The organism is Aeromonas sp. QDB30 (assembly GCF_027707645.1).
In the GTDB taxonomy this organism is placed as follows: Bacteria; Pseudomonadota; Gammaproteobacteria; order Enterobacterales; family Aeromonadaceae; genus Aeromonas; species Aeromonas caviae.
Genome location: NZ_JAPCIY010000047.1, coordinates 1 through 12,201, shown reverse-complemented (window position 1 = coordinate 12,201; position 12,201 = coordinate 1). Strand labels below are relative to the sequence as shown.

Below are 12,201 nucleotides of genomic sequence, written 5' to 3'. Positions count from 1 at the left end.
GTCGGCTCCGACCGGACAAAGGCATACCGAGTCAGCCACCTGGTCGCATCAGACCTGAATGGCAGCCTGGCAGCCTGTCAGCGGTGCAACTCCCCCGCGCGTTCCGGCTGATAGACCACTTCCAGGATCTCCACCTGGATGGTGCGACCGGCCGGCCCCGGCCAGGCGATGCTGTCACCCACCTTGAGCCCCAGCAGGGCGCTGCCCACTGGCGCCAGCACGGAGATCTTCGATTCGTCCCCCTGCACATCCTTCGGATAGACCAGCGTCAGGCAGAAGTCGTTGCCGCTGTTTTGCATCTTGAAGCGCACCGTGCTGTTCATGGTCACCACGTCCGGCGGCATGTCGGCGGGTTCGCGGATCTCGGCGCGATCCAGCTCCTCTTGCAGGGCAAGGTGCTGGGGGTGGTTGCCAAGCAGCTGTTCGATGCGATCCAGATCCAGGCTGGAGATGACGAGATGAGGCTGTTTCATAGGGTATTTCCTTATCAATGACTGAAGGGACCAGGATGACGGGCAGACTGGTCGACAAAAAACGGTGCAAGGGTAATAAGCAGACAGCAAAAGCGATGCCCCCGAGCGACTCGCGCAGCGGGGCGAGGGCGGGGGCTCAGCGGGGTGTGAGCGTACTGGAAAAAATCATGATTGCTTTCATGGAGATACCATAACCATTCTGGGGTGGTTTGGCAATTGGACTGACTTTCTCATCAGGGAGCCTGGTAATCGTACTGGTGCAGGATGCGCGCGAGACTGCCATCCTCCCTCATTTCCTGAATGACCCGGCGCCAGCGCAGCGCCTCGCTGCGGGAGAAGCGGGGACTGGCGGCCAGGTAGAGGGTGCTCTGCTGCAAGGTCTCGCCTCGCACCAGATCCGGGAGCGGCAGACCCGCCCGCTGCTGGTTGTAACGGGCGGTGTTCCAGGCCACCGCCCAGGCCTGGATGCGGCCGCGCGCCAGCTTGCTGGCGTTGCTGACCTCCTCGGTGACCAGCTCCCGGGTCACCCCTGTCAGCGGCTGGATCAGGCTCTGGCTATGGGAGCCACGCATCACGCCAACGGTGAGACCTGGCAGTGTCTTCATGGAGAGCGGCGTTGGATGGTGACGGCGATGACTGACCAGCACGAAGGCCTCCTCCAGCAGGGGGGCAATCCAGAGAAACAGTGGTTCGCGCTGGGGATTTCGGGCCGGGGGCAACAACAGGACATCCGGGCGGTGGCTGGCCTGGCTGAGGGCGCGAGCCAGCGGCATCAACTCGATCTCGAGCGGTTCCCCGAGGCGGCGGGCAGCCTCCTCCAGCACCTCGATGGCCATGCCGCTCGGCGCACCCTGTTGGGCGCGGATCACATAGGGGGGAATGTCCGCGGCCACGACGACCACGGCACGGGCCGAAAAGGCGCAGACGATCAGGGGAGAGAGCAGCAGAAGCAGAGTAACAAGGCGCATGGATGTTCGGGTCCGGGATGAGTACAGAGAGTGTAACATCCCGTTACGCCATGTCAGCCAGGTGATTGCCGCCTGGGGGGATCAGTCGAAGAAATCCCGCAGATCCAGGGTCTGGTACCCTGCCAGTTGCTGCCAGGGGAGGGTCTTTGGCAGCGGCTTGAGCGTCACTTCCATCCGGTAGCTGCGATAACCGTCGAGGCTTGCCGACTCCACCACCAGGGGCAACTGCCAGCGGCTCGACCAGAGGATGCGGGTACGCTGGCGACCTTCGCGGGTCTCATACCAGTTCGCCTGGTCGGGGGCGGCCTCATCCAGCGGTGTCATTCCCTCTAACAGGGAAGGGTTGATGAGGTGGCGGATCCGCGCCCACTCCGGCTTGAAGGCCACCTGGCCGTACTCCTCCTGCGGCACCTCCACCAGCTGGTTGTGCCAGGCATCGGCGTAGCGCAACTGGAGTGCGTCTCCCTCGCTGCGGGTCACCCAGCGCGCCGCCATCTGGTGAGTGAAGTGCTTGTGGCCGGGGCGGGCATCGTGGGTGGCGTGATAGGCACGGGCCAGGGGAACGGGAATGAGCCGCTGGCTCCACACCTGGTCACCGACCCGCAGCCACTTCTCCTGCCACTGGCTCTCCCGGGTGATGCCGTCGCTGCCGGTAACCCTGTCCACGTAGCGGATGCGGGCGGCCAGATCGGGCACCTCGTCGGCCAGGAGGGGGAAGGAGAGGGCGCTGCCCAGCAGCCATAAAGAAAGCAGATATTTCATCATCGTCTCTCGCTCGACGGAAAAGGTGCCCGGCGCGGTGCCGGGCACCTTTATCACAGGCCGAGGGCCTCCCTGAGCTTGCCGAACACCCGGGTGTTGTCGAGGGTGCCCTTGAACTGGCTGCTGCCGGCGCCGCCCGCGAACAGCATCACATCGCCGCCGCCGTGAGTCTCGGAGCCGAGTTTGACCCCGGTCTCCTGCAGGTAGTCATCCGCCATCACCTCATCGCTGGTGAGGGTGGGGCGCTGGTCCTGGCGGTTGGGGCCGTTGCCGAATACCAGAGTAGTGAACGGCTTGCCGTCCGCGTCGTTCTGGGTCGAGCCATCGGCGTTCTTGACCAGATCCAGCACCTTGTTGCCCTTGGCGGAATAGCCGTTGATGGTCATGGTGTGATCGTGGTCGGCGGTGACCACGATCAGGGTATCGCTCAAATCCACTTTGCCGAGTGCCGTCTTGACCGCCTCGTCCAGCGCCACCGCATCGGTCAGCGATCGCTTGGCGTTGGTGACATGCAGGGCGTGGTCGATACGCCCCCCCTCCACCATCAGGAAGTAGCCCTGGCTGTTCTGGCTGAGCAGATCGATCGCCTTGGCGGTCATCTCGGAGAGGGACGGCTGGGTACTGGCCGCCCCCTTGGCGACGCGGTCCAGTTCGTAGTCGAGGTGGGACTTGGTGCTGAACAGTCCCAGCACCTTGCCCGAGTTGACGGCAGAGAGCTCATCCTTGGTGGTGACATAGCGGTAGCCCCGGGCGGTCAGCTCGGCGGTGAGATCCCGGCCGTCGGCCCGGCCGCCCTTGTTGCTGGCGCTGTAGGGCGTCCAGTGGTTGGCGCCGCCCCCCATCAGCACATCGACCCCATCCCCCAGTGCCTGGTTGAAGCCGGCTCCGCCTGGTACCGCCTGCTCGGCGATGGCGTAGGCCGCATCCCGGTGGCAGATATGGGAATAGGTCGCCGCCGGGGTGGCATGGGTGAGCTCAGTGGTCGTGACGGCCCCCACCGACTTGCCCGCCGCCTTGGCCAGCTCGAGAAGGGTGGGCACCGGGCTCCCGTTGTCGCTGGTGCAGTTGTTGATGCCCTTGTTGCCGTTGGCATCCTTGGACGGTGCCACTGCCCTGGTGTCGCTGCTCATGGCGATCACCTCGTTGTTCATCTTGACGCCGGTGGTGTAGGCCGCCATGGAGGGGGCGGAGTCCGTGGTCTGGGCATCGTGGGAGAAGGTCTTGATGCGCGCGCTCTGGGGCAGTTTCATCATCTCGAGATCCCCCTCTTCCCCCACCTTGAACAGGCGGGTGGCGGTGAGCACGGTGGGGCCCATGCCGTCACCGATAAAGAGGATGACGTTCTTGGCATCGGCGGCGTGCGCCTTGGAGAGGCCGCCAAGCGTGCCGAGCAGGGCGGTGCAGACCAGCGTCTTTTTCATGGTGATGTTCATCCTGATAATCCCTTACAGCTTGGCCGCAGCCTTGATCTTGCCGAACACGGCGGTGTTGTCGAGAGAGCCGTGGAAGCGCTCCGCCCCCTGGCCGATGGCGCCGAGGAAGACATCGGTACCGCCGTGGGTTTCGTTGCCTATCTCGCCCACCTTGACCACTACCTCCTGGTGATAGTCGTCGGCGGAGGTGGTGGCGTCGTCGAGGGCCGCCACGCTGCTGCGCGGGCCGTCCACCCGGTTGTAGCCGTTGCCAAAGCCGATGATGGTGTAGGGCATGCCATCGCTATCCTTGCTCGGCTCGCCGGTCTCGTAGTTCTTCACCAGCCCGAGCACGCCCGCATTGCCTGCCGTGGTCTTGCCGGTGCGCTTGGCGTACCCGTTGAGCACAAGCGTGTGGTCATGGTCGGCGGTGACCACGATCAGGGTGTTTTTCAGCTCGGGATCGGTTTTCTTCACTTCATTGATGGCGGCCAGGATGGCGTTGTCGAAGGCGAGGGTATCCTGCAGGGCGCGCTTGGCGTTGGTGTCGTGCAGGGCGTGGTCGATACGCCCCCCTTCCACCATTAGGAAGTAGCCCTTCTCTTTGCCCTTGAGCTGCTTGATGGCAGCCAGGGTCATCTGGGCCAGTGACGGCTCGCTGGCGGGCCGGTCCAGGTCATATTTCATGTGGCTTGAGCCAAACAGGCCCAGCAGCGGCTTGCTCGCATCGGCCTGGTTCAGCTCGTCCAGGGTGGCGGCAAACTGATAGCCCTTCGCCTTCATCTCGTCGATGAGGTTGCGGCCATCGGTCCGCTTGCCCTTGTCGGCACTGGGCAGGAAGAAGCTGCTGCCGCCCCCGAGCACCACATCCAGCCCCTCCTTCAGGGCGCTGTTGTAACCGCTGCCCCCCGGCACCATCTGGACGGCGATATCAGCCTCCAGATCCCGGTTGCAGATATGGGCATAGGTGGCGGCCGGGGTGGCGTGGGTGACCCGGGTGGTGGTGACCACGCCGGTGCCACGGCCATCGGCCTTGGCCAGCTCCAGCAGGGTGGTCACCGCTTTGCCGCCGCTCTGGCTGCAATCGCTCTCCTGGGTGGCGTCGCTGTCCATGCTGATGACGCCGTTGTTGCTCTTGACCCCGGTCATGTAGGCCGCCATGGAGGGGGCCGAGTCGGTCACCTGGGCATCGTGGGAGAAGGTCTTGATGAAGGCCGTTTCCGGCAGGGTGTCGATGGTGAGGCTGCCCTCTTCGCCGACGCCATAGATCCGGGAGGCGGTGAGGGTGTTGAGACCCATGCCGTCGCCGAGGAAGAAGATCACGTTCTTGGCGCTGGATTCCGGGGTGTTGCTGTCGTTGTTGGAGTTGCAGCCGGCGGCCAGGGCGGCGCCTATCATCACTGCAAGTCCTGCCATCTTTCTCATTGGGGTTCGCTCCTTGTGAAACCTGAGCGCAGCCTAGAGGGGGCAGATGACACTTTTAGTGAAGAGAGATGACAATACGGTGAAAGCGCCTTGCAAATGTTATCTTATATCAATGGGTTATGTTGATTGTGTTTTGCCACTCACCTCCCGGTGGCGTGGTGGGCATCCGGCCACCCGGGTGACAACACCCGGCCAGAATAGCCTGTCAAATCGGGGCCGCAGCAGGTAAAATGCGCCCCCTTGCGATGAGTGCCAGCGGTCTGGCGCATCACCACGCACCCGCAACCCCGAGCGCCCGCAGCCCCGAGAGGGGACCGCATGCCAATGAGAGAGTAACGGATATGTCCATCAACTGGTTCCCCGGCCACATGCACAAGGCCCGCAAAGAGATTGCAGAGGTCATGCCCCAGGTCGATGTCATCATCGAGATGCTCGACGCCCGCATCCCCTTCTCCAGCGAGAACCCCCTGGTGCCGGAGCTGCGCGGGGAGACGCCGGTGATCAAGGTGCTCAACAAGGCAGACCTTGCCGACCCCGAGATCACCGCGCTGTGGGTGGCCCACATGGAGCAGGAGAAGGGGATCAAGGCACTGCCCCTGACCCAGCAGGAGCCGGAGAAAATCAAGCAGTTGCTGACCCTGTGCCACGAGATGCTGCCGGAGCGCAACTTCGAGCTGCGCGGGGTGCGCGCCATGATCATGGGCATCCCCAACGTGGGCAAGTCCACCCTGATCAACACCCTGGCGGGGCGCATCATCGCCAAGACCGGCAACGAGGCGGGGGTGACCAAGTCCCAGCAGCGGATCAAGCTCGACAACCACGTCATCCTGACGGACACCCCTGGCTTCCTGTGGCCCAAGCTCAACCCGCCCTCCTGCGGTTATCGACTGGCGATCACGGCGGCCATCAAGGATACCGTCTTCGATTACGCCGACATCGCCATGTTTGCCGCCGACTACTTCATCAAGGCCTATCCGGAGCGCATCAAGGCACGCTACCAGCTGAGCGAGCTGCCGGAGACCGAGATCGAGCTGCTGGATCTCATTGCCCGTCAGCGCGGCTTCATGCGCAAGGGGGGGCTTGCGGATCTGCACAAGGCCTCGGAAATCCTGGTCAATGAATTCCGGTCCGGCATGCTGGGGCGGATCTCCCTGGAGACGCCAGAGATGGTGAGCGTCGAGATAGTGGAAGCCGAGGCCGAGGCTGAGCAGAAAGCCAGGGAGAAGGCGGAGCGGGAAGAGGAGCGCCAGGCCCGGGCTCGTCGCAAGTACGCCAAGAAGCGCCAGCGCTGACCGGCGTTGTGCACGATAGGTTGTGCTTGATAGCAAGAAGAGGCGGCCCTGGGCCGCCTCTTCTGGTCATGGCGCTCTGGCGTGAGGGAGGCACAGAGTCGATATTCAACCGCCCGCTTCCCCTCATCATGACCAAGGTGTCGGCCAATCAAGGGGATGAGGCTCCCGTCAGGGGAGGGCCGTGCCGCGTTGCCATCACGGTGGGCAGAAAAACCTTGCGACCCGGCCTCAGTGCCGATTGACAAAGGCACAGGCGGTGGCATGATGCGCTCGCATTTTGCCTCTCCCCACGGTTCTATCCATGACCACATACTCCCGCCCGGTGCTGCTCCTGCTCTGTGGCCTGCTGTTGCTGACCCTGGCCATCGCGGTATTGAATACCCTGGTTCCGCTCTGGCTCGCCCATGAGCATCTGCCCACCTGGCAGGTCGGCATGGTCGGCTCCTCCTATTTCACCGGCAACCTGCTGGGAACCCTGCTGGCGGGCAGACTCATCGCCCGCTGCGGCTTCAATTGCAGTTACTACCTGGCCAGTGCGCTCTTTGCCGCAGGCTGCGTCGGGCTCGGCATTACCGTGGCGTTCTGGAGCTGGCTCGCCTGGCGATTCATCGCCGGAGTCGGCTGCGCCATGATCTGGGTGGTGGTGGAGAGCGCGCTGATGTGCAGCGGCAACGCCCGCAATCGGGGTCGCCTGCTGGCTGCCTACATGATGGTCTATTACGTGGGCACTGTGCTTGGGCAACTGCTGGTGAGCAAGGTGCCGACGTCGCTGATGGCGGTGCTGCCCTGGGTGACCGCCCTGGTGTTGACGGCCATGTTGCCGCTCTTGTTCACCCGCATCGCCAGTCCGTCAGGCAACCACCAGGCCAGGACTCCGGTCTGGCCGATGCTGCGCCTGCGTCAGTCGCGTCTGGGGGTGAACGGCTGCATCCTCTCCGGCATCGTGCTGGGGGTGCTTTATGGTCTGATGCCGCTCTATCTGAACCACCAGGGGGTGAGCGACGGGGCCATCGGCTACTGGATGGCGGTGATGGTGAGCGCCGGCATCCTGGGGCAATGGCCGGTGGGACGTCTGGCGGATCGTTTCGGGCGCCTGCCGGTGCTGCGGGTACAGGTGCTGGTGGTGATCCTGGGGGCCATGGCGATGCTCGGCAACGCGGCCATGGGACCGACGCTGTTCATTCTGGGGGCCGCGGGCTTCACGCTCTATCCGGTGGCCATGGCCTGGGCCTGCGAGAAGGTGGAGCAGCATCAACTGGTGGCCATGAACCAGGCGCTGCTGCTGAGCTACACCATCGGCAGCCTGCTCGGGCCGACCCTGACGGCGCTCTTGATGCAGCACTACTCGGATCATCTGCTGTTCATGGTGATTGCCGGGGTCTCCCTGGTCTATCTGCTGATGCTGCTGCGCAAGATGGGCGAGCACCCGACGCCGATGGCCCATGCCTGAGGGCAGACGGCGTCATCATCCCTGCGCACTGGATATAGAAGAGGCGACCCAAGGGTCGCCTTTTTTCATCATGGGCCGGGCGGTGCCGCTCAACCAAACCGGTGCCTTGCTGCTTCGAAGAGCGAGAGGTGCAGCGGGATCAACTGCTGCCAGTCTCGCCGGTAACCCCCTCCCGGTACGGCGGTGATGGGCAGCCCGTGGCGAAGCGCAGAGTCAAAGACCATGGCATCGCGCTGGCGCACGCCTGAGTCGCTCAGGGAGAGGTAGCCTAGCTCGTCGTCCCGGTGCACATCCACCCCGGCCTGATAGAGGATGAAGTCGGGGGCGTAGAGGCGATGAGCAAGGGCGAGGGCCTGGTCCAGGGTCTCGAGATAGGCGTCGTCCTCCATGCCGTTTGGCAGGGGAAAGTCCAGATGGGAGGCCGGCTTGTGGCGGGGGAAGTTGTGTTCCCCGTGCAGGGAGAGGGTGATGATGTCGCGGCTGCCCGTGCACAGGGCGGCGCTGCCATCTCCCTGATGGACATCGAGATCCACGATCAGCACCCGCTCGCAGAGTCCCTCGTCCAGGCAGGTTCGTGCCGCGACCACCAGATCGTTGAAGAGGCAGAAGCCGCTGCCAAAGTCCCGGTGGGCGTGATGATAGCCGCCGGAGATCTGCAGTCCGCAGCCCTGCGCAAGGGCGTGGCGGCTGGCGGCCAGGGTGGCGCCGACCGAGTGCAGGGTACGTTCAATCAGCAGGGGAGACCAGGGAAAGCCGAGCCGGCGAATGGCCCCTTCATCGAGGGTGCCGGCGAGGGCGGCCTGTACATAGGCCGCATCGTGCACCTTCTCTATCTGCTCACGGCTGGCAGGGGCGGCCTGTGCCAGCGGATAGTCGAGGGCGATGAGGCGTTCAAACAGCGCCTGGTACTTGGCCAGGGGGAAGCGGTGACGCTCGGGCAGCGTCAGGGCGGAGTAGTGGGGGTGATAGAAGATGCGCAGTGACATGAAGCATCGGCCATGAACGGGTATGAAAAAGGGGAGCCAGGCTCCCCTCGATGCAGGCGTGCGATGCGCCTTACTGCTGCTGGATCACCCAGATCTGGAAGGCTTTGCGGGTCTCCGCATCGGCCTTGTTGTACCAGCTCTGCAGCTGGGTCAGGGCTTCCGGATTGCTCATGGCCTTGCTCGGGGCCACTTCGGCCGGTGCGCTGGCGGCGGCCATCACGGCGGCGCTGGAGATGGCGACGGTCTTGGGCTGGTTGAAGGCCTTGCCCATATTGATCAGCTCCTGCTGATAGTCGCGGGTCAGCTGGAAGCCACCCACGGTCGGCATGACGAACTGCTCGGATTTCAGAATCTGGCCGGTGGATTTGTCTTTCAGAACGACGTTCTGTTCCTTGACGAAACGCTTGGCTTCTTCTTCCTTGCGGGGCTTCTTGAAGTCGAGGAAGAGTTGCTGGTTGTCGGCGGCGGTGAAGTTGATCACCAGGGGCTCGGCGGTGACCAGCTTGGTTTCACTGCGGCTGGAGTAGTTGCCCTCGAAGGCGACCACTACCTGGTGCCTGCCGGGCTCCAGGGAGAAGACGGTGGCTTTGTCGAGTAGCTGGGGGTTGACGGGTTCGCCATCGAGCAGCTGGATGACATAGGGATTCGTAATTTCCAGTTGGCTAGCGGCCAGGGCGCTACCTGCCCACAACAGACCAGCCAGGGCCGGTACCAGAACAGTCAGTTTCATTTCATCTCCTTGAACAGTCAGGCAATTGCCCACTGAAAAATAGGGGGTCATTTTTACAGGTTTGCCCCACAGCGGCAATAGCCGTTTATGGCGCCTTCCGGTGTGCGGGGTGTGGATCCCGCTGCCCCGAGTCCTGCGGGCAGCGTGCTCTTCTATCTTCCTGCCCCCTCCTGACATGAGGGACAGGGGATCGCATGGCGGGCGTCAGCCGTGTCACTCGATGCGTCGGGTGAAGGGGGGGAGGGCGTCCAGCAGCCCCTTGCCGTAGCGCTTGGTCAGCAGGCGCCGGTCCAGGATGGTGACCCGCCCCCGATCCGCCTCTTTTCGGATGAGGCGGCCACAGGCCTGGATGAGCTTGCGCGACGCTTCCGGCACCGTCAGTTGCAGGAAGGGGTTGCCGCCGCGCTGCTCTATCCACTCGGCGGTCGCCTCTTCCACGGGGGAGTTGGGCACCGCGAAGGGGAGCTTGGTGATCACCAGGTTGGTGAGGTAGTGGCCGGGCAGATCCAGCCCTTCCGAGAAGCTGCCGGTGCCAAAGAGGATGCTGGCCTGGCCGCCGTCGCACTTCTGTTTGTGCAGGAGGAGCAGGGCGCTGCGGGACGCTTCCCCCTGTACCAGGAGCGACATCCCCTTGGCCCGCAGCCCCACCGCCACCTCGTTCATCTGGCGATAGGAGGAGAAGAGCACCAGGCTGGCCTCCTTGCCTGCCAGCAGGCGGGGCAGGGTATCGATCAACTCCTGGGTGAAGGCGGGGGCACTGGGTTCATGGGCCATCTTGGGCAGATAGAGTTCGGCCTTGTGGTAGTCGAAGGGGGAGCGCAGCCGCAGATAGCGGGTGCCGTCATGCTCCTTGAGCCCCACCTGGTGGCGAAAATAACTGAAGGAGGAGAGGGCGGTGAGGGTCGCCGACACCAGCACGGCCCCGAGACAGCGGGACCAGAGCCACTCCTCCAGCAGATACCCCACCTCGATGGGGGAGGCGTGCAGCCAGATGTCCCCGTCCTCGCTTCTGGCCATCCAGCGGGCGAGGGGGGTCTTGCCGGTGGGAACATGGCGGCTCAGCATCTCCCAGAGGGCGCAGAAGCTCTCGAGCCGTTGCAAGTGAAAACCGCTCTCCGCCAGCAGAGGCTCGGCCTCCTTGCGACGGATGTCGCCATCCTTGAGCGCCTCGCCGATGGCCCCCTGCATTCTGTCCAGCGCCCTCAGTGCCTTCTTGCTCGCCTCCTTGAGGTTTTCCGCCAGCATGGGCAGGGGATCCGGCAGCACCCCATCGGCGAATCTGTGGTGGGGCTCGCCGCCAAAGAGGTGATCATTGCTGGCGAGCCACTGCTCGAGGGCCTTGAGATCCGGCTGGAGAGAGGCCAGGGCATCCTGCAGTTTGAGCTGGGGATCGAGCAGGCTCTCCTTGTTCAGCGTCCTGGCCAGCTTGCCCGCGCTTTGCACCAGCTTTTCCAGCCAGCGGCGGGATCCCTTGATGCTGGCGCTGGCGGCGCCGTGATCCCGGGCGATGGTGGGCAGGTGATGGGCTTCGTCCAGCACATAGATGCACTCGTCCGGCGGCGGCAATATGATGCCGCCCCCCATGGTGAGGTCGGAGAGCAGCAGGGCGTGGTTGACCACCAGCACGTCTGCTGCGTCCATGTCGTTGCGGGCCCGATGGAAGGGGCAGTGCTGATGGTGGCTCAGGGCCTTGTTGCAGGTGTGGCGGTCGGCTGCGATGCGATCCCAGCAAGGGTCTGGAATGGGTTTGGGCCAGTTGTCCCGATCCCCGTCCCACTTGCCTTCGGTGTAGGCCTGCCACAGCCCCTGGTAGCACGCTTTGTCAGCATCCGATGGCTTGTGTTTGCTCAATGCGCCGAAGTCGAGTTCGAAATTGGCCATCTCGATGCCGTTTGCCGCCTGCTCCAGCAGGTGCTCGCAGCAGTAGCGCTGGCGCCCCTTGACCAGCATGAAACGAAACGGCAGCTCGCTGTGACGGTGATAAAAGGGGAGATCCTTGTGGATGAGCTGCTCCTGCAGGGCCACGGTGGCGGTGGAGATCACCAGCTTCTTCTGGGTCAGCCGTGCCACTGGGATGGCCCCCTGGGCATAGGAGAGGGACTTGCCGATGCCGGTGCCTGCCTCGGCCACCAGGATGCGGCGACTCCTGTCATATTCTCCCGTCAGGGTCTTGGCGATTTCGGCAACCAGGAAATTCTGCTCCTTGCGCGGCACAAAACCGGGTAAACCATCGGCAATCTGGCGATAGGTATTGCGGATGGTGGCTTTGAGGCGAGTCGATAGCATAAAGAAGGTGTGGCCGTGTCGGTGTGGATGGCAACAGGATACCCGCAACAGGCGGCCCGGGTCGAGGCAGGGGAGAAGCAGTCGGGTCAGCCCCGGCTTTGCACATATGTTATGAGGGAACAGGGGGTTGCAATAAACCACCAAAAAAGAGGGATTCAGGCAGAGAGTATCGCTGTAAACGTTTTCCCTGATGGGGCAAACATTGTGAGATTCAGCTCACAAATTTTTCCCTGTGACTATGGTTTTCATAAAAAGTTCCAAGTTTTTTCATTGCGGATTCGAAAACCCGGTGATAGTCTCGGCGGCATAGTGATGCAAAGAACATCGCTAACACAGGGAATAATACCAATCGGATTAAACATTAGGTCAGTTTTATCCAATCTCGGCTACAAAGTGACATCACCCGCTCCACATCGG

General features: G+C 63.3%; 11 protein-coding genes. 3 read left to right on the top strand and 8 right to left on the bottom strand.

The genetic code is table 11. From position 1 onward, the window contains the following. Positions 1-77: 77 nt before the first annotated feature. From rnk to PG896_RS14110, 5 genes are all read right to left on the bottom strand, one after another. Complete coding sequence (gene rnk, locus PG896_RS14130; RefSeq protein WP_010675253.1) at positions 78-473, bottom strand: nucleoside diphosphate kinase regulator; 396 nt, start codon at positions 471-473, stop codon at positions 78-80. Positions 474-706: 233 nt separating this feature from the next. Continuing rightward, positions 707-1,441: a substrate-binding periplasmic protein gene (locus PG896_RS14125; protein ID WP_182721638.1), complete on the bottom strand. Its 735-nt coding sequence runs from the start codon at positions 1,439-1,441 to the stop codon at positions 707-709. A gap of 81 nt (positions 1,442-1,522) precedes the next feature. Further along, positions 1,523-2,206 (bottom strand): hypothetical protein, encoded by a 684-nt coding sequence (locus tag PG896_RS14120; RefSeq protein WP_029314749.1) that lies wholly within the window; start codon positions 2,204-2,206, stop codon positions 1,523-1,525. A 50-nt stretch (positions 2,207-2,256) separates the two neighbouring features. Beyond that, the gene (locus PG896_RS14115) at positions 2,257-3,624 is read right to left on the bottom strand and encodes an alkaline phosphatase (RefSeq protein WP_270835826.1); all 1,368 of its coding nucleotides are present in this window, start codon (positions 3,622-3,624) and stop codon (positions 2,257-2,259) included. A 24-nt stretch (positions 3,625-3,648) separates the two neighbouring features. After that, entirely contained in the window at positions 3,649-5,040 is a 1,392-nt protein-coding gene (locus tag PG896_RS14110) for an alkaline phosphatase (RefSeq protein ID WP_039040264.1), read from the bottom strand. A 341-nt stretch (positions 5,041-5,381) separates the two neighbouring features. Between PG896_RS14110 and ylqF the strand changes: the two genes are divergently transcribed. Continuing rightward, the gene (gene ylqF / locus PG896_RS14105; protein ID WP_052814633.1) at positions 5,382-6,332 is read left to right on the top strand and encodes a ribosome biogenesis GTPase YlqF; all 951 of its coding nucleotides are present in this window, start codon (positions 5,382-5,384) and stop codon (positions 6,330-6,332) included. Positions 6,333-6,633: 301 nt separating this feature from the next. Continuing rightward, on the top strand, positions 6,634-7,782 hold the full coding sequence (locus PG896_RS14100; protein ID WP_119197551.1) for an MFS transporter: 1,149 nt from the start codon (positions 6,634-6,636) through the stop codon (positions 7,780-7,782). Positions 7,783-7,871: 89 nt separating this feature from the next. On the opposite strand, the gene PG896_RS14095 is transcribed toward PG896_RS14100, so the two are convergent. The 3 genes from PG896_RS14095 to dinG form a co-directional block, all read right to left on the bottom strand. Next, positions 7,872-8,768 carry a histone deacetylase family protein gene (locus PG896_RS14095; protein ID WP_202211427.1) on the bottom strand — a complete coding sequence of 299 codons (897 nt, stop codon included), beginning with the start codon at positions 8,766-8,768 and terminating at the stop codon, positions 7,872-7,874. 70 nt (positions 8,769-8,838) lie between these two features. Next, positions 8,839-9,498: a YccT family protein gene (locus PG896_RS14090; protein WP_102948614.1), complete on the bottom strand. Its 660-nt coding sequence runs from the start codon at positions 9,496-9,498 to the stop codon at positions 8,839-8,841. A 213-nt stretch (positions 9,499-9,711) separates the two neighbouring features. Further along, complete coding sequence (gene dinG / locus PG896_RS14085) at positions 9,712-11,784, bottom strand: ATP-dependent DNA helicase DinG (RefSeq protein WP_270835825.1); 2,073 nt, start codon at positions 11,782-11,784, stop codon at positions 9,712-9,714. A gap of 15 nt (positions 11,785-11,799) precedes the next feature. On the opposite strand from dinG, the gene PG896_RS14080 reads away from it, so the two are divergent. Beyond that, on the top strand, positions 11,800-12,201 hold a 402-nt coding region (locus PG896_RS14080), incomplete at its 3' end, for a hypothetical protein (RefSeq protein WP_270835824.1).

Bases quoted from the DNA above. Each gene is read 5' to 3' on its own strand.
- rnk (WP_010675253.1), bottom strand. From the start codon at position 473: ATGAAACAGCCTCATCTCGTCATCTCCAGCCTGGATCTGGATCGCATC.
- PG896_RS14125 (WP_182721638.1), bottom strand. From the start codon at position 1,441: ATGCGCCTTGTTACTCTGCTTCTGCTGCTCTCTCCCCTGATCGTCTGC.
- PG896_RS14120 (WP_029314749.1), bottom strand. From the start codon at position 2,206: ATGATGAAATATCTGCTTTCTTTATGGCTGCTGGGCAGCGCCCTCTCC.
- PG896_RS14115 (WP_270835826.1), bottom strand. From the start codon at position 3,624: ATGAAAAAGACGCTGGTCTGCACCGCCCTGCTCGGCACGCTTGGCGGC.
- PG896_RS14110 (WP_039040264.1), bottom strand. From the start codon at position 5,040: ATGAGAAAGATGGCAGGACTTGCAGTGATGATAGGCGCCGCCCTGGCC.
- ylqF (WP_052814633.1), top strand. From the start codon at position 5,382: ATGTCCATCAACTGGTTCCCCGGCCACATGCACAAGGCCCGCAAAGAG.
- PG896_RS14100 (WP_119197551.1), top strand. From the start codon at position 6,634: ATGACCACATACTCCCGCCCGGTGCTGCTCCTGCTCTGTGGCCTGCTG.
- PG896_RS14095 (WP_202211427.1), bottom strand. From the start codon at position 8,768: ATGTCACTGCGCATCTTCTATCACCCCCACTACTCCGCCCTGACGCTG.
- PG896_RS14090 (WP_102948614.1), bottom strand. From the start codon at position 9,498: ATGAAACTGACTGTTCTGGTACCGGCCCTGGCTGGTCTGTTGTGGGCA.
- dinG (WP_270835825.1), bottom strand. From the start codon at position 11,784: ATGCTATCGACTCGCCTCAAAGCCACCATCCGCAATACCTATCGCCAG.